This is a genomic window from Streptomyces sp. NPDC058796, from assembly GCF_042745235.1.
Lineage (GTDB): Bacteria > Actinomycetota > Actinomycetes > Streptomycetales > Streptomycetaceae > Streptomyces.
The window spans coordinates 136,634-153,821 of the sequence record NZ_JBHYOP010000009.1; the positions used below are offsets into that span (position 1 = coordinate 136,634).

16 protein-coding genes are annotated in these 17,188 nt (G+C 73.0%); 6 read left to right on the forward strand and 10 right to left on the reverse strand.

Annotated elements, in window-relative coordinates:
* Window positions 1-113: 113 nt before the first annotated feature.
* Both ACFW47_RS23185 and ACFW47_RS23190 read right to left on the reverse strand, forming a co-directional pair.
* Window positions 114-743, reverse strand: coding sequence for an MBL fold metallo-hydrolase (locus tag ACFW47_RS23185; protein WP_382714352.1), 630 nt, complete (start codon window positions 741-743; stop codon window positions 114-116).
* Entirely contained in the window at window positions 743-1,831 is a 1,089-nt protein-coding gene (locus tag ACFW47_RS23190) for an S-(hydroxymethyl)mycothiol dehydrogenase (RefSeq protein WP_386277492.1), read from the reverse strand. The genes ACFW47_RS23185 and ACFW47_RS23190 overlap by 1 nt, the downstream gene beginning before the upstream one ends.
* Window positions 1,832-1,931: 100 nt before the next feature.
* Between ACFW47_RS23190 and ACFW47_RS23195 the strand changes: the two genes are divergently transcribed.
* Window positions 1,932-3,716, forward strand: a complete 1,785-nt coding sequence (locus ACFW47_RS23195) for an ABC transporter ATP-binding protein (RefSeq protein WP_386277494.1) — start codon at window positions 1,932-1,934, stop codon at window positions 3,714-3,716.
* Between the two features lie 72 nt (window positions 3,717-3,788).
* On the opposite strand, the gene ACFW47_RS23200 is transcribed toward ACFW47_RS23195, so the two are convergent.
* Window positions 3,789-4,073, reverse strand: a complete 285-nt coding sequence (locus ACFW47_RS23200) for a hypothetical protein (RefSeq protein ID WP_073728692.1) — start codon at window positions 4,071-4,073, stop codon at window positions 3,789-3,791.
* A gap of 168 nt (window positions 4,074-4,241) precedes the next feature.
* Here ACFW47_RS23200 and ACFW47_RS23205 point away from each other — a divergent pair, with 168 nt between their 5' ends.
* Window positions 4,242-4,607 carry a nuclear transport factor 2 family protein gene (locus tag ACFW47_RS23205; protein ID WP_386277496.1) on the forward strand — a complete coding sequence of 122 codons (366 nt, stop codon included), beginning with the start codon at window positions 4,242-4,244 and terminating at the stop codon, window positions 4,605-4,607.
* Between the two features lie 22 nt (window positions 4,608-4,629).
* Here ACFW47_RS23205 and ACFW47_RS23210 read toward each other — a convergent pair whose 3' ends face one another.
* A complete protein-coding gene (locus tag ACFW47_RS23210) occupies window positions 4,630-5,292 on the reverse strand; it encodes a TetR/AcrR family transcriptional regulator (protein WP_386277498.1) in 663 nt (220 codons plus the stop codon).
* 184 nt (window positions 5,293-5,476) lie between these two features.
* Between ACFW47_RS23210 and ACFW47_RS23215 the strand changes: the two genes are divergently transcribed.
* Window positions 5,477-6,736 (forward strand): YncE family protein, encoded by a 1,260-nt coding sequence (locus tag ACFW47_RS23215; RefSeq protein ID WP_386306896.1) that lies wholly within the window; start codon window positions 5,477-5,479, stop codon window positions 6,734-6,736.
* Window positions 6,737-6,745: 9 nt separating this feature from the next.
* Here ACFW47_RS23215 and ACFW47_RS23220 read toward each other — a convergent pair whose 3' ends face one another.
* The 6 genes from ACFW47_RS23220 to ACFW47_RS23245 all read right to left on the reverse strand — a co-directional run bounded on the left by ACFW47_RS23220 (window position 6,746) and on the right by ACFW47_RS23245 (window position 13,247).
* Window positions 6,746-7,246, reverse strand: a complete 501-nt coding sequence (locus ACFW47_RS23220; RefSeq protein WP_386277502.1) for a metallophosphoesterase family protein — start codon at window positions 7,244-7,246, stop codon at window positions 6,746-6,748.
* A 9-nt stretch (window positions 7,247-7,255) separates the two neighbouring features.
* Complete coding sequence (gene rfbB / locus ACFW47_RS23225; protein ID WP_386277504.1) at window positions 7,256-8,233, reverse strand: dTDP-glucose 4,6-dehydratase; 978 nt, start codon at window positions 8,231-8,233, stop codon at window positions 7,256-7,258.
* Between the two features lie 177 nt (window positions 8,234-8,410).
* Window positions 8,411-8,590 (reverse strand): hypothetical protein, encoded by a 180-nt coding sequence (locus ACFW47_RS23230; protein ID WP_386277506.1) that lies wholly within the window; start codon window positions 8,588-8,590, stop codon window positions 8,411-8,413.
* A 91-nt stretch (window positions 8,591-8,681) separates the two neighbouring features.
* Window positions 8,682-9,101, reverse strand: coding sequence for a CBS domain-containing protein (locus tag ACFW47_RS23235; RefSeq protein WP_386306898.1), 420 nt, complete (start codon window positions 9,099-9,101; stop codon window positions 8,682-8,684).
* 70 nt (window positions 9,102-9,171) lie between these two features.
* Entirely contained in the window at window positions 9,172-11,661 is a 2,490-nt protein-coding gene (locus ACFW47_RS23240) for a SpoIIE family protein phosphatase (protein WP_386306900.1), read from the reverse strand.
* Window positions 11,662-11,906: 245 nt separating this feature from the next.
* Window positions 11,907-13,247 (reverse strand): S1 family peptidase, encoded by a 1,341-nt coding sequence (locus ACFW47_RS23245; RefSeq protein ID WP_386306902.1) that lies wholly within the window; start codon window positions 13,245-13,247, stop codon window positions 11,907-11,909.
* A 582-nt stretch (window positions 13,248-13,829) separates the two neighbouring features.
* On the opposite strand from ACFW47_RS23245, the gene ACFW47_RS23250 reads away from it, so the two are divergent.
* The 3 genes from ACFW47_RS23250 to ACFW47_RS23260 all read left to right on the forward strand — a co-directional run bounded on the left by ACFW47_RS23250 (window position 13,830) and on the right by ACFW47_RS23260 (window position 17,187).
* Window positions 13,830-14,045 (forward strand): type A2 lantipeptide, encoded by a 216-nt coding sequence (locus ACFW47_RS23250; protein WP_386277513.1) that lies wholly within the window; start codon window positions 13,830-13,832, stop codon window positions 14,043-14,045.
* Window positions 14,046-14,143: 98 nt separating this feature from the next.
* Window positions 14,144-14,950 (forward strand): HlyD family efflux transporter periplasmic adaptor subunit, encoded by an 807-nt coding sequence (locus ACFW47_RS23255; RefSeq protein ID WP_386277515.1) that lies wholly within the window; start codon window positions 14,144-14,146, stop codon window positions 14,948-14,950.
* 68 nt (window positions 14,951-15,018) lie between these two features.
* Window positions 15,019-17,187: an NHLP family bacteriocin export ABC transporter peptidase/permease/ATPase subunit gene (locus ACFW47_RS23260; RefSeq protein ID WP_386278577.1), complete on the forward strand. Its 2,169-nt coding sequence runs from the start codon at window positions 15,019-15,021 to the stop codon at window positions 17,185-17,187.
* Window position 17,188 lies beyond the last annotated feature (1 nt).

Genomic DNA, 17,188 nt, shown 5'->3' on the forward strand with positions numbered 1-17,188 from the left:
CGGCTCCCGTTCCTCTCCCACGACTGCTGATCCGTGAACGAGGGTGCCTTGGAAGCCGGACATCTTCTGTCACCTTTTACGCGTGTCCCCCGCCGTTGGCGTCGCGCGCCGGGTCAGTGACCGCGTTTGATCCACTCCTCCAGGTGCGGTGCCTCGGCCCCGATGGTGGTCGGGTCGCCGTGGCCGGTGCGGACCTCCGTCTCGGGCGGGAGCACCAGGAGCCGGTCGCGGATCGAATCGATGATCGTCGGGAAGTGGGAGTAGGAGCGTCCGGTGGCGCCGGGGCCGCCCTGGAAGAGGGTGTCGCCGGTGAAGACGGTGCCGAGGCCCGGGTCGTAGAGGCAGACCGCGCCGGGCGCGTGCCCGGGGGTGTGCAGGACGGTCAGGTCGGCGCCGGCGGCCTCGATGACCTGGCCGTCGGTCAGCCAGGCGTCGGGGTCCCGGTCGGGGTGGGTCTGCTGCCACAGGGGCATGTCGTCACGGTGCAGCCAGATGGTGGCACCGGTGCGCTCGGCGAGGGCGGGCGCGGCGTTCACGTGGTCGTTGTGGGCGTGGGTGCACACGATGGCGGTGAGCCGGCGGTCGCCGACGGCCTCGGCGATGGCGTCGGCGTCGTGGGCGGCGTCGATGACGATCACCTCGTGGTCGTCGCCGACCAGCCAGACGTTGTTGTCGACGTCCCAGCTGCCGCCGTCGAGGCTGAACTGCCCGGAGGTGACGAGGCGTTCGATGCGGGCGGTCATCACAGCACCACCACCGAACGCAGCACGTCACCGGCGTGCATCCGCTCGAAGGCCTTCTCGACCTCGTCGAGCCGGATGGTCTCGGTGACGAACTTGTCCAGGTCCAGGCGGCCCTGGAGGTGGAGGTCGACGAGCATCGGGAAGTCGCGGGAGGGCAGGCAGTCGCCGTACCAGGAGGACTTCAGGGAGCCGCCGCGGCCGAAGACGTCGAGGAGCGGGAGTTCCAGCTTCATCTCGGGGGTCGGTACACCGACGAGGACGACGGTGCCGGCCAGGTCGCGGGCGTAGAAGGCCTGCCGGTAGGTCTCCGGGCGGCCGACGGCCTCGATGACGACGTCGGCGCCGAAGCCGCCGGTCAGCTCGCGGACCGCCTCGACGGGGTCGGTCTCGCGGGAGTTGACGGTGTGGGTGGCGCCCATGGAGCGGGCGGTCTCCAGCTTGCGGTCGTCGATGTCGACGGCGATGACCTTCGCGGCTCCGGCGAGGTGGGAGCCGGCGATGGCCGCGTCGCCGACGCCGCCGCAGCCGATGACGGCGACGGTGTCGCCGCGGCCGACGTTGCCGGTGTTGATGGCGGCGCCGATGCCGGCCATCACGCCGCAGCCCAGCAGGCCGGCCACCTGAGCGGAGACTCCGGGGTCGACCTTGGTGCACTGTCCGGCGGCGACCAGCGTCTTCTCGGCGAAGGCGCCGATGCCGAGGGCCGGGGAGAGTTCCTGGCCGGTCGAGGCCAGAGTCATCTTCTGCTCGGCGTTGTGGGTGTCGAAGCAGTACCAGGGCCGTCCGCGCAGACAGGCCCGGCACTTGCCGCACACCGCGCGCCAGTTGAGGACCACGAAGTCACCGGGGGCGACGTCGGTGACTCCGGCGCCGACCGACTCGACCACGCCCGCGGCCTCGTGGCCGAGCAGGAAGGGGTAGTCGTCGCTGATGCCGCCCTGCTTGTAGTGCAGGTCGGTGTGGCACACCCCGCAGGCCTGGATACTGACCACGGCCTCGCCCGGGCCGGGATCGGGCACGACGATCGTCTCGATCCGCACCGGTTCGTCCTTGCCCGGTGCGATCACGCCGCGTACTTCCTGCGCCATGGTCTGGACCCCTTCTTCGGCCGTTCAGCGTTCCCCCCGAGCCTACGCGCAACTGATCGCCAAGGAGCGCTCCGGCCGTGTTCGGGGCCCACGTAGCCTGATGCCTCCGCCCACCTGCCGAAGGAGTGCCGTGAGCACCGCTGGGACACAGACCGGTCAGCCCGCCTGGCGACAGCTCCTGACGTACGTACGGCCGCACCGCGGGGCCCTGCTCGCGGGCGCCGTCCTGTCCCTCGTCACCGGCGCCACGGGGCTGATGCTGCCGCTGGTGGCGCGGGAGCTGATCGACGACCTGTCGCACGACCGTGCCATCACCGGCGCGCTGCTGGCCATGTCGGGGCTCGTGGTCGCCAACGCGGCGCTGGGCGCGCTGGGCGGGTACGTGCTGCGGCGCACCGCCGAGTCCGTGGTGCTCGGTGCGCGGCGCACCCTGTCGTCGTATCTGCTGCGGCTGCGGATCACGGCCGTGGACCGCACCGAGCCCGGCGACCTGATGGCCCGGATCACCTCCGACACGACCCTGCTGCGCGAGGTGACCACCGACTCCCTCGTCGGCCTCGGCACCGGCGGGCTCACGCTGGTGGCGACCCTGGTGATGATGGGTCTGGTCGACCCGGTGCTCCTCGGGGTCACCCTCGCGGTGGTCGCGGGGGCGGGGACGGTGCTGGGCCTGATCGTGCCGCGCATCAACCGGGCGAGCCGGCAGGCGCAGGACGCGGTGGGGGTGATGGGCGCCGCGCTGGAGCGGATACTCGGCGCGCTGCGCACGGTGAAGGCGTCCGGGGCCGAGCCCCGGGAGGAGCGGGCGCTGCACGAGGCGGCCGAGGAGTCCTGGCGGCAGAGCGTGCGCGCCGCCAAGTGGTCCGCGGCGGCGGGCAACACGGCCGGGCTGGCGATGCAGACCGCGTTCATCACGGTGCTCGCGGTGGGCGGGGCCCGGGTGGCGACGGAGGCGATCGACATCGGCACGCTGGTCGCGTTCCTGCTCTTCGTCTTCTACCTGATGTCGCCGATACAGGCGGTGGTCTCCGCGATCACGCAGTACCAGACGGGCAAGGCGGCGCTCGCCCGCATCCGGGACGCGCTGAGCCTGCCCGCGGAGCCGCAGGCCCGTCCCGTGCCCCTGCCGTCGCCGAGCTCGGAGCCGGCGTCCGTCGCCTTCCGTGACGTCCGCTTCCGCTACGCCGACGATCTTCCCGACATCCACCACGGGGTGACCTTCGAGGTGCCGGCCCGGGGGATGACGGCCTTCGTCGGCCCGTCCGGAGCGGGCAAGACCACCGTCTTCTCCCTCGTCGAGCGGTTCTACGACCCGGTCGCCGGGGAGATCACGCTGGACGGCCGGAGCCTCGCGGACTGGGACCTGGCCGCGCTGCGGGCCGCGATCGGCTACGTGGAGCAGGACGCGCCGGTGCTGTCCGGTTCGCTGCGCGACAACCTGCTGCTGGGCAACCCGGAGGCGGACGACGCCGCCGTCGCCGCGGTGGTGAAGACGACCCGGCTCGATTCCCTGGTGGCGCGGCTGCCGGACGGCCTCGAGACGCTGGTCGGGCACCGGGGCACCAGGCTGTCGGGCGGCGAACGCCAGCGGGTGGCCATCGCCCGGGCGTTGCTGCGCCGTCCGCGGCTGCTGCTGCTCGACGAGGCCACCTCGCAGCTGGACGCGGTCAACGAGGCGGCGCTGCGGGACACGGTGGCCGACGTGGCCCGTACGACCACAGTCCTGGTCGTCGCGCACCGGCTGTCCACGGTGACGATGGCCGAGCGGATCGTGGTGATGGACGCGGGCCGCGTCCGCGCGGTGGGTACGCACCGCGAGCTGGTGACCGCCGATCCGCTGTACGCGGAGCTGGCGGCCACCCAGTTCCTGGCCGCCGGCGGCTGAGTCCGCCCGCACGCACCAGGCCGCCGGGGCCGCCCTGCGTCGGAGGCCCCGGCGGCCTGGTGCCGCGGTTCGTCAGCCGAGCGCGGGGACGGCCCCGAACAGCGGGGAGACGAGCCCGGTGACCTGCTGGAGCTGGTTGAGGTCGTTGAGCCGGTTCAACTGCTGGGAGGGCCGCGGCATCTGAGCCCGGTCCTCGGCGGGCATGTCGCTCACCGCGAGCGAGTCCAGCGTCTTGGTCACGCTGAGCTTGTCGGCGCCCAGCGCGCCGCCCTCGGCGGCGCTCGCCATCGGCGCGGCGAGGCCGGCGACACCGGCGGCGAGCCCGACGGCGGCGGCGATACGTCGTGTTGAAGTCATGCTCTGAGCAACGGTGCCGGGCCCGGACGGACACGGGCGGGCGGCGCCGCTCACCCGACGGGACCAGTGGCCCGGCCGCGTTGCCGTGGGCGCCCGGACGGAGGAGGCTCGGAGTAAGGGCCCGTGCGGCCCGCCCCCTCGGGCCGCGGTCTTCGAAAGGAGGTCGTCATGAGCGCTCAGGCCGACCCCGGCTTCGACGTCGAGGCACTGCGCCGGGGCATCGAAGGAGAGACGGCGGCGCCCCTGGTGTCGCTCTACGCGCCGGACGCGGAGGTCCGCATCGTCGACCGGTACGACCAGCCCAGCCGCCCCAAGGTCCTGCACGGCCGGGACGAGATCGCCGAGATGCTCGACGACGTGTACAGCCGCGACATGTCGCACCGGCTGACCCGGTGCGTCGTGCAGGGCGACCAGGTCGCCTTCACCGAGGAGTGCGTGTACCCGGACGGCGTGCGGGTGCTCGCCGAGTCGATGCTGTCGCTGCGGGGCGGCGCGATCGCCGAGCAGACCACCGTCCAGGCCTGGGACGAGTGACCGGAAGCGGACCGGTCGCCGGTCACGTCTGGCCGGCCCCCCAGCCGGGGGGCCGGAGCACGGCCAGGAGCTGGCGGACCAGTTCGTCGACGACCTCGTCCAGGGTCGCGTCCACCCAGCCCGCGCTGTAGTCGTGCAGCAGGCCGTTGACGCCGCCGATGAAGGCCGTGGCGGCGAGCCGGTAGTCGCGGGGCGCCGCCTCTCCGCGCGCGGCGGCGGACTCGGCCTCGGCGCGGATGAGGTCGACCCAGCGGGCGCGGCGGGCCAGCCGCTGCTCCTCCAGGCGGGGGCTGACCCCGATGATCTCGACGAAGGTGATGCGCACGCGACGGGGATCGGAGGTGACGTCGGCGGCGTAGGCGCGGAAGATCGCGCCGGCGCGTTCGGGCAGGGGCAGCCCACGCGCGTCGGCCGCCGCCGCGAGGACGGCTCGCTCGGCCCAGTCGTTGACCTGGAGGTGCAGGGCGGCGAGCACGTCCTCCAGGGTGCGGAACTCCTCGTAGAACTGGCGGGTGGACAGGCCCGCGGCCTCGCTGAGGGCGGCGACGGTCGTGGCGCGGTAGCCGGGGGTGTCACCGAAGAGCTGGAGCGCGGCGTCGAGGAAGCGCCGGCGGCGCTCGGCCTGGCGCTGTGCGGCGGACTTGCCGCCGTAGCGTCCCGTGGGCGCCCTGAGCCTGCCCGCCACCCGCACCCCCTGCCCGCCACCGTCACTTCCCCACCCGCGGCCAATTTTGTCGTGTACGCGGTCTTGTGGAGAAGGGCGCTCCTTCCTTACTTTGCAGTAAGTTCACTCTGAAAGCGGCTGTGTTCAGAATGCGCGCGCCAGCGCGCCAGCGCCCCCACCACGCCCACCGCCAGAGGAGAGCAGCATGCCTGCCCATCGCACCAGGCACCTCCGCGCCGCCGCCGTCGCCGCCGCACTCGCCCTCGTCGCCGCCGCTCCCACGACGGGCGCGGCGGCCGCCCCCGACGCCCCCGCCGGCCTGCGCGAGGTCATGTTCGTCGGCAACAACTGGGACGGCACCGCCGACGTCATCCGGTCCGCCGGCGACTTCGCGAGAATCGGCCGGATCAATGTCATCCCGGACAAGGCGGAGCGGATGGCGGAGATCAACGCCGACCCGATCAAGTGGATCTACTTCCAGGCCATCCGCAACAGCGTCGGCGAGGGCCACGACCAGTTCGTCGACGACATGTACTCGACGCCGGACGGCTCGTCGGTGGTGGTCTCCCGGCCGAGCTTCGCGGACGTCGTGTCCATCGACCTCGCCACCGGCGACATCGACTGGCGCTTCCCCGTCTCGGGTTACCGCTCCGACCACATGGCGGTCTCCCCCGACGGCACCCGGGTCGCGGTGTCGGCGTCCACCTCCAACACCGTGCACGTGCTGGACATCGAGTCGGGGGACGAGCTCGGCTCCTTCGGCACCGGCGCCAAGCCGCACGAGAACATTTTCACCCGCGACGGCGAGTACATCTGGAACATGTCCATCGGCGAGGTGAACACCGCGCTCGACGCCCCCTGGCTGGACTGGACCAAGGGCGACCGGCGCATCACCGTCGTGGACGCGACGACGTACGAGCAGGTCAAGGTGATCGACATGCGCGAGCGCCTCGACGCGATCGGTCTCGGCGACCACTCCGACGCCGTGCGACCCGCCGTCTTCTCGCCGGACGAGTCCAAGCTGTACTTCCAGGTGTCGTTCTTCAACGGTTTCTTCGAGTACGACATCGCCACCGACCGGATCACCCGCACCAAGACCCTGCCGAAGAACCCGGCCACCAGCGACGACCGCACCACCTGGGTCAACGACTCGCGGCACCACGGCATCTCCATGAGCCCGGACGGGAGCAAGCTGTGCGTCGCGGGCACGATGGACGACTACGCGACGGTCATGGACCGTGCGACGCTGCGGGAGGGGCCGCTGGTCACCGCCGCGAAGCCGTACTGGGCCACGGTCAGCGGCGACGGCACGCACTGCGTGGTCTCCGAGAGCGGCGCCGACCAGGTGACCGCCATCGACTTCGCGACCGGCGAGAAGTCGGTGTCGGTACCGGTGGGCGACCACCCCCAGCGGGTACGCGTCGGACATGTGGCGGCGGACTGGACGGGCCCGTCCGGCGGCTGAACCGGCCCGCTACCGCCGCGGCAGCCGGTGCAGCTCGACGTCCCCGAGCCGGCCGTCGGCGACCGCGGCCGTCATGTAGGTGCAGTACGGCTGGCGGCGCCGGTCGGTCGGCGAGCCGGGGTTGAGCAGCCGCAGGCCGGTGTCGGCGGTGGTGTCCCAGGGGATGTGGCTGTGTCCGAAGACCAGGACGTCGAGGTCCGGGAAGCGGGCGGCGCAGCGCCGCTCGCGCCCCTGGGCGGCGCCCGTCTCGTGGACGACGCCGAACCGCAGGCCGCCGAGGTCGGCACGGGCCACCTCGGGCAGCCGGGCGCGCAGGCCGGGCCCGTCGTTGTTGCCGTACACACCGACGAGCCGGTGGCTGCGGTGCTCCAGCAGGTCGAGTGTGGCCGTGTCGACCCAGTCCCCCGCGTGCACGACCACGTCGGCGCGCGGGATCTCCGCCAGCAGCGGTTCCGGCAGTTCCTTCGCCCGCTTCGGCAGGTGGGTGTCGGACATGAGCAGCAGTCGCACGGATCCAGCCTATGCGGCGGACCCCGTCCTCCGCTTGAGCGGCTCCCACCAGGCCCGGTGGCCCCGGTACCAGGCGACGGTGTCGGCCAGCCCGGTCGTGAAGTCCCGGCCGGGACGGTAGCCCAGCTCGTCGCGGGCCTTGCTCCAGTCGACCGAGTAGCGCAGGTCGTGGCCCTTGCGGTCGGCGACGTACTCGACCCGGTCCCGGCCTGCGCCGCAGGCGTCGAGCAGCAGGCCGGTGAGTTCGCGGTTGGTCAGTTCGGTGCCGCCGCCGATGTTGTAGACCTGGCCGGCCCGGCCCCGGGTGCGGACCAGGTCGACGCCGCGGCAGTGGTCGTCCACGTGGAGCCACTCGCGGACGTTGCGCCCGTCGCCGTACAGCGGGACCTTCCGGCCGTCCAGGAGGCGGGTGACGAACAGCGGCACGAGCTTCTCGGGGAACTGGTACGGGCCGTAGTTGTTGGAGCACCGGGTCACCCGCACGTCCAGCCCGTGGGTGCGGTGGTAGGAGAGGGCGAGCAGGTCGGCCGAGGCCTTGGAGGCGGCGTACGGGGAGCTGGGCCGCAGCGGGTGCTCCTCGGTCGCCGAACCGGACTCCACCGATCCGTAGACCTCGTCCGTGGAGACGTGCACGAAGGTTCCCACGCCGTGCCGCACGGCCGCGTCCAGCAGCGTCTGGGTGCCGACGACGTTGGTGAGCACGAAGTCGGCGGCGGCGTCGATCGACCGGTCCACGTGGGACTCGGCGGCGAAGTGCACCACTTGGCCGGTGTCGGCCATCAGCTTGTCGACCAGCGCGGCGTCGCGGATGTCGCCGTGCACGAAGTCCAGCCGGGGGTGGCCGAGTGCGAGGGCGTCGAGGGTGCCGGCGTAGGTGAGGCTGTCCAGGACCGTGATCCGCGGCGCGTCGGGCGCGTCCGAGGCGAGCAGCGTCCGGACGTATCGGGAGCCTATGAAGCCGGCTGCGCCGGTGACCAGGAGGTTCATGAACGGTTCGGTGCCTTGCTGCGGTCGGACGGGGCGGATGGACGGGCGGACGGTTCGGGGCGGGCGAGGCCTCCGCCGACGTTACCCGCGCGGCCCGTGCGGCCCGTGGCCGGCCCGGACGCGCACCGCGCCGGCACATGGCCGGCGCGCTGGGGTGTCCGTCGTCTCCGGGACGGTTCAGTCCTCGCCCCTGACGATGTTCGATTCCTGCCCCGTCCGCGGTGCGCGTGCGCTCGTGCCGTCCTCGACGGCCGGTATCCAGGTGCGCAACGCGCCCCGGCCGCGCAGGCGCTTGGCGGTGGACCAACCGGTCTCCTGGCGGCGGGCGACGGGTTTCTCACTGGTGTCCGTGGTCACGGAGCATCATCTTCCTTCTGCCTTCTGTGTCCGGCACCGTCGCCCGACGGGTCCCCAGGCGCGTTCCCGTGAAACACCGGGGGCACGGGGCCTACGGGTTGGGCCGGGCCACGCTGATGTCGCCCAGCGCCGATTCCGGGTCGCGCTCCATGGCCAGGTCGCCGAGGGAGACGATGCCGACGGGGCGGCCGTCGTCGACGACCGGCACCCGGCGCACCGCGTGTTCGCGCATCACCTCGACGGCGTGGTCCAGCTCCTCGTCGGACCGTACGGTCACCAGATCGTCGCTGCAGGCACCGGCCACGGTGGTCTGCTCCGGGTCGCCGCCGTCCACGACGGACCGGATCACCAGGTCACGGTCGGTGACCAGGCCGCGCAGTTCGTCGCCGTCCGTGACCAGGACGGCGCCGAGGTCCCGGTCGCGCATGAGGCGGGCCACCGCGGTCACGGAGGTCTGCGGCTCCACGGTCACCGGATGGCCGGTCATGATGTCGCGGACGTACTGGGTCATGACGTGTTCCCTCTTTCTGCTGCTCGATCGTGGTGTGGGCGCCGGGTACCCGGCCGGGCGGCGCCGGCACCTATCCCCGGCCGCGGCCCACCGGGATCTCGCTCCAGACCTGTTTGCCGCCGCTGACCGGCAGGGACCCCCAGGTCGCCGACATCGCCTCGACCAGGAGGATGCCGCGTCCGCCCGTGGCCTCCCAGCCGATGCTGGCCGGCCTGACGGGCGTACGGGGCGAGGAGTCGGCGACCGCCACGCGCAACCGGCCGTTGATCAGGGCGAGGTCGAGGCGGACCTGGCCGTCGGTGTGCACGAGGGCGTTGGTGACCAGTTCGGAGACGATCAGGAGGACGCCGTCGATGTCGTCGTCCGGCACGCTCCAGGAGCGCAGGGTGCGCCGGGTGAAGCGGCGGGCGTGGTGTACGGCCTCGGGCAGCCGCCACACCGACCAGCTCTCCCGCAGCGGCCGCACCGCCATGCCGTCGTAGCGCACCAGCAGCAGGGCGACGTCGTCGCTGCGGCGGGCGTCGCCGAGCAGGGCGTCGGCGACCAGCCCCAGGTGGGCGGGGTCACAGGCGGCCAGCGCGTGTGCGAAGCGGTCGATGCCCTCGTCGATGTCGGCGTCGGCGGACTCCACGAGGCCGTCCGTGGTGAGGGCGATCAGCGTGCCGGGGCGCAGGCGCAGCGGGCTCATCGGGAAGTCGGCCTGCCGGACCACGCCCAGCGGCGGGCCGCCCTCCGCCTCCGCGATCTCGGTGTTCCCGTCGGGGTGGCGCAGCACCGGCGGCGGATGCCCGGCCCGCACGCACCAGGCGGAACCGGCCTCCATGTCGAGGTCGACGTAGACACAGGTGGCGAAGAGGTCGGTCTCCATGTCCATGAGCAGCCGGTTGGCGTGCGAGACCACCACGTCCGGCGGGTGGCCCTCGGCGGCGTAGGCGCGCAGGGCGGTGCGCATCTGTCCCATCAGGGTGGCGGCGCCCGCGCTGTGCCCCTGGACGTCGCCGATGACGAGGGCGACGTGGTGGTCGGGCAACGGGATCACGTCGTACCAGTCGCCGCCCAGCTCCAGTCCGGCCGTGCTGGGCAGGTAGCGGGCCACGGCGACGGCGCCGGGCAGCTTCGGCAGGCGGCGCGGCAGCAGCTGGCGCTGGAGCATGCCGACGAGCTCGTGCTCGGCGTCGAAGGCGTGGGCGCGCATCAGGGCCTGACCGGCGAGGCCGGCGGAGGCGGTGAGCAGGGCGCGTTCGTCGGGGCCGAAGTCGTGCGGGGCGTCCCAGCCGATCAGGCAGGCGCCGGCCATGCGGCCGCCGGCGGGCAGTGGCAGCACGGCGAGGCCGCCGGGGCCGACGTCGGCGAGGGCGGGTTCCAGGTCGCCGGTGCCGGCGGGCCAGATCCGGGCGCGGCCCTCGCGCAGCGCGGCGGCGAGGGTGGGCATGGCCCGCACCGGGACGTCGGGCCACTCGGTGCGCCACTCCAGCCGCCACAGCTCGGGCCAGGACTCCGGCTCGGGCGGGTCGAGGACGGTGACGACGAGACGGTCGTTCTCCAGCTCGGCCAGCGCGATCCGGTCGGCGCGCAGGGGCCTGCGCAGGGCGGCGACCACGGCCTGGCTGACGTCGCGGACGGTGCCGGCGGTGGCCAGCGCGGCGGCGAGGCGCTGGACGCGGGCCACATCGGTCACGTCGGGTCGCAGGGTGGAGGCGTCGGCGACGGTGCCGACGAGGCGGGCGGGCCGGCCCTCGCCGCCGGGCAGCAGGCGCCCGCTGAGCCGCAGCCACTTCGGCGGGCCGGTGGGCTGGAGCACGCGGAACTCCAGCTCGCGGTCGCCGATGGACATGTGGTCGGCCTCCGTGACCGACATCAGCGAGGGCAGGTCCTCGGGCACGGTGAGGCCGAGCAGCGTCTCGACCTTGCCGTCGAACTCGCCGGGCGCCAGGCCGAACAGCCGCAGGATGTCGTCGCCGACCTCGACCCGGCCGGTGTCCATGGCCAGCGAGAAGGCACCCGGCCGCAGTTCCCCGCCCTCGGCGGCCACGGCCGGGGCCGGGGCCGGGCAGGTGACGGCCCCGGCGATCAGTTCCAGACAGGCCCGGTCCTCGGCACCGAAGCCCTCCGGGCGCTCGGTCAGGGCGAGGAGGCAGCCGCCGCCGTCGCCGCGCACGGGCAGGGTGGCGAGGGAGAAGCCGCTCGACGGCACGTGCCGGGACTCCGCCGACCCGGCGAACTCCTCGGGGCCGAGCCACACCGGCGTGCCCTCACGACGGGCGTCGGCCACCGGTGAGCCGCCCGAGGCGGGGTAGCCGTCGCGCACGCCGTACAGGGTGCGCGGCACGCCCACCGACTCCGTCAGGCAGAGCAGCTCGGCGTTCTCGCCGGGTGTGTAGAGGGCGGCGAAGGAAGCCCCTGCGAAGACCAGCGCCTGTTCGAGCACCCGGCGCAACCGCTCCGCCGGGTCCGGCACGGAGACGATCGCCTTCAGGGCACCCTCGGCACGCAGCGTCCTCGCTCCGCGTTCCACCGCGCCCTCACTGACCACGCCGCCATTACAGCGCTTGTGGGGCATCGGCGCAGCCCCTGCGGGGCGGGAAGAGTCGATCGGGGACGGGCGGGGGCCCGGCTGCGCGGGCGGCGTGATCACACGGCGGCGGTGGAAGGAAGGGGACGGCGACGCGGGCGGTGGGACATCGCGCTGATGCCGCTGCGGGCGTCTGCCGGAGGCGGAACGCGAGTGCGGGTGGTCTCACGTGCGGGGCCGGCCCTCCCGCCGGGGGCCGGCCCCGTCACCGGTGCCGTCGCGCGGTGCCCGGATCAGCCCGTGGGACCGGAGCCGTCGTCGCCGCCGGCACCCGTGCCGTCACCGGTGCCCCCGGCTCCGGCACCGTCCTGCCCGCCCCCGGCACCGTCGTCATCGGCACCAGCACCACTGCCGCCGTCACCGGCCCCGGCGTCACCGCCCCCGGCCGCTTCCCCGTCGGCCTGGTCACCCGCGCCGGCCTCGTCTCCCCCGGCCTGTCCGTCGCCGGCGGCGTCGCCGCCGCCCAGGGTGGCGCCCACGGCCTCCAGGGCGGTGGTGACCGGCTGGAAGAAGGTCTCGCCGCCGACCGTGCAGTCGCCGCTGCCGCCGGAGGTCAGGCCTATCGCCAGGCCGTCCTGGGTGAACAGGGAGCCGCCGCTGTCACCCGGTTCGGCGCACACGTTCGTCTGGATGAGGCCGGTGACCGTGCCCTCGGGATAGTTGACGGTGGCGTCCAGGCCGAGGACCTGTCCGTCGGCCAGTCCGGTCGTGCTGCCCATCCGGAAGACCTGCTGACCGACCGTCGCCTCGGCGGCCTGGCTGATCCCGATGGTCTGGTCCCCGAGATCGACCTCGCTCGGCGCCCGGGTCGCGGGGTCGTCGTACCGGACGAGCGCGAAGTCCCCCCGGCCGGGGAAGACCGCCTGGTCGACGGTGCCGATCGGCGCTCCGCCCTGCACGTCGGACCACTGGTCGTCCGCGACGCCGCAGTGGCCGGCCGTCAGGAAGGCGGGGGCGCCGTCGCCCGCGGTGACGTTGAAGCCGAGCGAGCAGCGCGCGCCGCCGCCGAAGACGGCGTCACCGCCCGACACGAAGGTCTTGAAGGTGCCGGCGGACCTCTTGACGGTCGCCATGCCCGCGCCGAGTTCCTCGACCGTGGACTCCAGCCGGTCCCATTCGGCGCCGGTGACGGTGCTGTCGGCGGTGACCAGGATCTTGTTGGTACGCGGGTCGATGGCCCACGAGGTGCCCGGGATGGTCGCCTCGGACTTCAGGGTCCGCGCGCCGGTCCGCAGCTCGCTCATGCTGTTGTCGACCTCGCGCACGTCCGCGCCGGCCTTCTTCGCCTGCACGATGACCTGGTTGTTGTCGCCCGGCACCACGTTGACGACGAGCTGCTGCTCGTCGGCGTCGTAGTAGGAGCCGGCGAAGGCGTCGCCGAGCAGACCGGCGAGCTGTGAGGCGAGATCCGGCGCGTCCGCCGCCTTGAGGGTCCTCGGCGCCGCCGCGTCGTCGGCTCCGTCGCCGTCCTGGGAGGCGTTGGCGTTGGGCAGCAGGACGGCGGCGGCGCCGAGTGCCACCACGGCGCCCGCCGCCATCGCGGCCCTGCGCTTCGGAATTCGCTTGTGACTCAACCTACTCGACCTCCTGGGACGGGGTCCGTGCCGCCGGTCCGGCGGCTGCCTGGGGGCGCCTGGACGGCACTTGGTACGCACGGGCGGTACGGGGCGTTCAGCCACGCCGTGCGATCACATCGGATCAGCACCCTCCGTATGCGGTCGGCGACGGTCTGTTCCGATCACGGAGCGGAATCCCTGCTTCAGCGAATCTGCACATCGAATGCCCAACCCGGTCACCCCCGTTGGCGGATCTGCACAACCCCGCACCGCCCCGCACGCCTTTGGGGCGGGAGTGCCGGATTCGCCCGCGCACGGGCAAGGGGTCGCACGGGCCGATGTCGCGCCGCGTGTGAAGAAGTCGCCGCGAAGGCGTGCCCATGCCTGCACGCTTGGGTGCCTGGGCGTCGCAAGTGCCCTGGTGAGAGGGGGTGATTGATTGGAAGGCCGGACCGGCCGCGTGCTTTGATCCATCGCACCGCGGGGGCCGCGGAGGGCTCCGGAAACGGGCTGCCCGGCGCCCGCGGTCGCGGCCGTCATCTGTCCCCAGAGGGGGCCGCTCCCCCCTTGTGAAATGGCTATACGAAGGGAAGTTCCATCATGAACTCCACCCCCCAGGTTGAGACCGTCGAGATCTCCGACGCCGACCTCGACAACGTCGCCGGCGGTCTGAACGTGAACGCCGTCGGCACCGTCACCGGCCTGGTGGACGGCATCGCCCCGGTCTCCGGCCTGGTCAACACCGCCGTCGGCACCGTCGAGGGCGTCACCGGCCTGAACACGGCCCCGGTCACCAACCTGGTCGCCGGTCTCTGATCGCGCCCTGGTACCGCTGAGTCCCGGAGCCCTCCAGGCTCCGGGACTTCTCGGCGGTTTCCCCGCGGCCTACCGCAAGACACTGGGATACGTCCGACGTGCAGTTCCGCCAACAGGCCCTCGCCAAACTCCAGTCGCCGGAGGAGCTCGACCTCCCGGTCCGTTTCGCCCGCCCGCAGGGCTGGCTGGTGCTCTCCGTGACCGTGGCAGCCATGGCCGCCGCGTCCGTGTGGGCGGTGAGCGGCTCGGTGGCCTCCACCGTCAGCGCCCCCGCCGTCCTCACCCACGGCCAGGGCAGCTACCTCCTCCAGAGCCCCGTCTCCGGCCAGGTCACCGCCGTACTCGCCCGCCAGGGTCAGCGGCTGCCCGCCGGCTCCCCCGTGCTGAAGGTGCGTACGAACGAGGGCGAGACCGTGGTCCGCACGATCGACGCGGGCCGGGTCAGCGCCCTCGCCGCCACCGTCGGACAGATCATCCGGACCGGCGCGAACGTCGCCGCCGTCGAGAAGGTCGCCCACGCCGACGCCCCGCTCTACGCCACCGTCTACGTCCCGGCCGAGAACGCCGCCGCCATCCCCGCGCACGCCTCCGTCGACCTGACCGTCCAGTCGGTGCCGGCGCAGCAGTACGGCGTCCTGCACGGCGAGGTGAAGTCGGTGGACCGCTCGGCCCAGTCGGCGCAGTCCATCGCCGCGTTCCTCGGCGACAGCCAGCTCGGCGAGCAGTTCACCAAGGAGGGCAGGCCGGTGGCCGTGACGGTCCGGCTGGACACCTCGAAGTCCACGAAGAGCGGCTACGAGTGGTCGTCCGCGGACGGGCCCCCGTTCGAGCTGACCTCCATGACCATGGCCACGGGGTCCATCCGGCTGGCCGATCAGCGTCCCGTCGATTGGCTGCTGCCGTGAGCACCGCACAGGAGACCACCGCCCGGGAGACCCGGAGCAGACGCCGCGCCGCCCCGCCGAAGCGCAGCGTGCCCAAGGCGCGGGCGAAGACGGTGCGCACGCCCACCGTGCTCCAGATGGAGGCCGTCGAGTGCGGCGCCGCCTCCCTCGCGATGGTGCTCGCCCACTACGGCCGGCACGTCCCGCTGGAGGAGCTGCGCATCGCCTGCGGCGTCTCCCGCGACGGCTCGCGCGCCAGCAACCTGCTCAAGGCGGCCCGGAGTTACGGCCTGACCGCCAAGGGCATGCAGATGGACCTGGCCGCGCTCTCGGAGGTGACGGCGCCGGCCATCCTGTTCTGGGAGTTCAACCACTACGTCGTCTACGACGGCGTGGGGCGCCGCTTCGGCCGCCGCGGGGTGTTCGTCAACGACCCCGGCAAGGGCCGCCGTTTCGTGTCCCTGGAGGATTTCGACGGGTCGTTCACCGGGGTCGTGCTGACCCTGGAGCCCGGCGAGGACTTCACCCGCGGCGGCCGCAAACCGGGCGTGCTGGGCGCGATGCCGGCCCGGCTGCGCGGCACCGCGGGCACGTTGCCGGCCGCCCTGCTGGCGAGCCTGCTGCTGGTGGCGGTCGGCGCGGCGGTGCCGGCGCTCAGCCGTACCTATATCGACATGTTCCTGATCGGCGGGCAGACCTCGCTGCTGGGCGTGCTGTTCGCGTCGATGGGCGCCTGCGTGCTGCTCACGGTCGTGCTGACCTGGCTCCAGCAGGCGAATCTGCTGCACGGCCGCATCATCTCCTCCACCCTCTCCAGCGCCCGCTTCCTGCGCCACCTGCTGCGGCTGCCGGTGACCTTCTTCTCCCAGCGCAGCCCGGCCGACCTGGTGCAGAGACTCCAGTCGAACGACGCGGTCGCCGAGACCCTGGCCCGCGACCTGGCAGCGGCGGGCGTGGACGCGATCGTCGTCGTCCTGTACGCCGTGCTGCTGTACACGTACGACCCCCAGCTCACCTTCGTGGGCATCGGCGTGGCGCTGCTCAACATCCTCGCGATGCGGATCGTCATCCGGCTGCGCGCGACCCGTACGGCCAAGCTGCGGGCGGACACGGCGCGGCTGACCAACACCGCGTACACCGGACTGCAGTTGATCGAGACGATGAAGGCGACCGGCGGTGAGGACGGCTACTTCCGCAAGTGGGCGGGGCAGCACGCCACCACTCTGGAGGAGCAGCAGCGGCTCGGGGTGCCGAGCGCCTGGCTGGGCGTGGTCGCGCCGACGCTGGCGACGCTCAACAGCGGGCTGATCCTGTGGATCGGCGGCATGCGGGCGGTCGAGGGGCACATCTCGGTCGGTCTGCTGGTCGCCTTCCAGGCGCTGGTGGTCCGCTTCACGGCTCCGCTGACCCGGCTGAACGGCGTCGCGGGCCGCATCCAGGACTTCGCGGCCGACGTGGCCCGGCTCAAGGACGTGGAGAACTTCCGCACCGACCCTCTCTACGACCGCCCGGGCGGCGCCGCCGACTCCACCCGCAGGCTGCACGGCCACGTCGAGCTGCAGAACGTCTCCTTCGGCTACAACCCGCTGGACAAGCCGCTGCTCACCGGCTTCGACCTGACCGTCGGGCCGGGGCAGCAGGTGGCGCTGGTCGGCGGGTCGGGCAGCGGCAAGTCCACGGTGTCCCGGCTGATCTCGGGACTGTACGCCCCGTGGGACGGAGTGATCCGCATCGACGGGCAGCGGCTCGAGGACATCCCGCGCGGGGCGCTCGCGTCCTCCGTCTCCTTCGTCGACCAGGACGTCTTCCTCTTCGAGGGCACCGTGCGCGACAACGTGGCCCTGTGGGACCCGTCGATCCCCGACGACGCCGTGGTGGACGCGCTGCGGGACGCCGCGCTGTACGACGTCGTGATGCGCAGGCCGGGCGGCATCCACAGCAGGGTGGAGCAGGACGGCCGGAACTTCTCCGGCGGGCAGCGCCAGCGGCTGGAGATCGCGCGGGCCCTGGTGCGCCGGCCGAGCATCCTCGTCCTCGACGAGGTGACCAGCGCGCTGGACGCGGAGACCGAGCTGGTGGTCATGGACAACCTGCGCCGGCGCGGCTGTGCCTGTGTGGTGATCGCGCACCGGCTGAGCACGGTGCGGGACAGCGACGAGATCGTCGTGCTCCAGCACGGCACGGTCGTGGAGCGCGGGCGGCACGAGGCGCTGGTCGCGCACGGCGGCGCGTACGCGGCGCTGGTCAGGGAGCGGTGAG

Excerpts from the sequence above, each read along its gene's own strand:
- ACFW47_RS23185 (WP_382714352.1), bottom strand. The coding sequence starts at position 743 with ATGACCGCCCGCATCGAACGCCTCGTCACCTCCGGGCAGTTCAGCCTC.
- ACFW47_RS23215 (WP_386306896.1), top strand. The coding sequence starts at position 5,477 with ATGCCTGCCCATCGCACCAGGCACCTCCGCGCCGCCGCCGTCGCCGCC.
- ACFW47_RS23195 (WP_386277494.1), top strand. The coding sequence starts at position 1,932 with ATGCCTCCGCCCACCTGCCGAAGGAGTGCCGTGAGCACCGCTGGGACA.
- ACFW47_RS23235 (WP_386306898.1), bottom strand. The coding sequence starts at position 9,101 with ATGACCCAGTACGTCCGCGACATCATGACCGGCCATCCGGTGACCGTG.
- ACFW47_RS23200 (WP_073728692.1), bottom strand. The coding sequence starts at position 4,073 with ATGACTTCAACACGACGTATCGCCGCCGCCGTCGGGCTCGCCGCCGGT.
- rfbB (WP_386277504.1), bottom strand. The coding sequence starts at position 8,233 with ATGAACCTCCTGGTCACCGGCGCAGCCGGCTTCATAGGCTCCCGATAC.
- ACFW47_RS23250 (WP_386277513.1), top strand. The coding sequence starts at position 13,830 with ATGAACTCCACCCCCCAGGTTGAGACCGTCGAGATCTCCGACGCCGAC.
- ACFW47_RS23190 (WP_386277492.1), bottom strand. The coding sequence starts at position 1,831 with ATGGCGCAGGAAGTACGCGGCGTGATCGCACCGGGCAAGGACGAACCG.
- ACFW47_RS23240 (WP_386306900.1), bottom strand. The coding sequence starts at position 11,661 with ATGCCCCACAAGCGCTGTAATGGCGGCGTGGTCAGTGAGGGCGCGGTG.
- ACFW47_RS23205 (WP_386277496.1), top strand. The coding sequence starts at position 4,242 with ATGAGCGCTCAGGCCGACCCCGGCTTCGACGTCGAGGCACTGCGCCGG.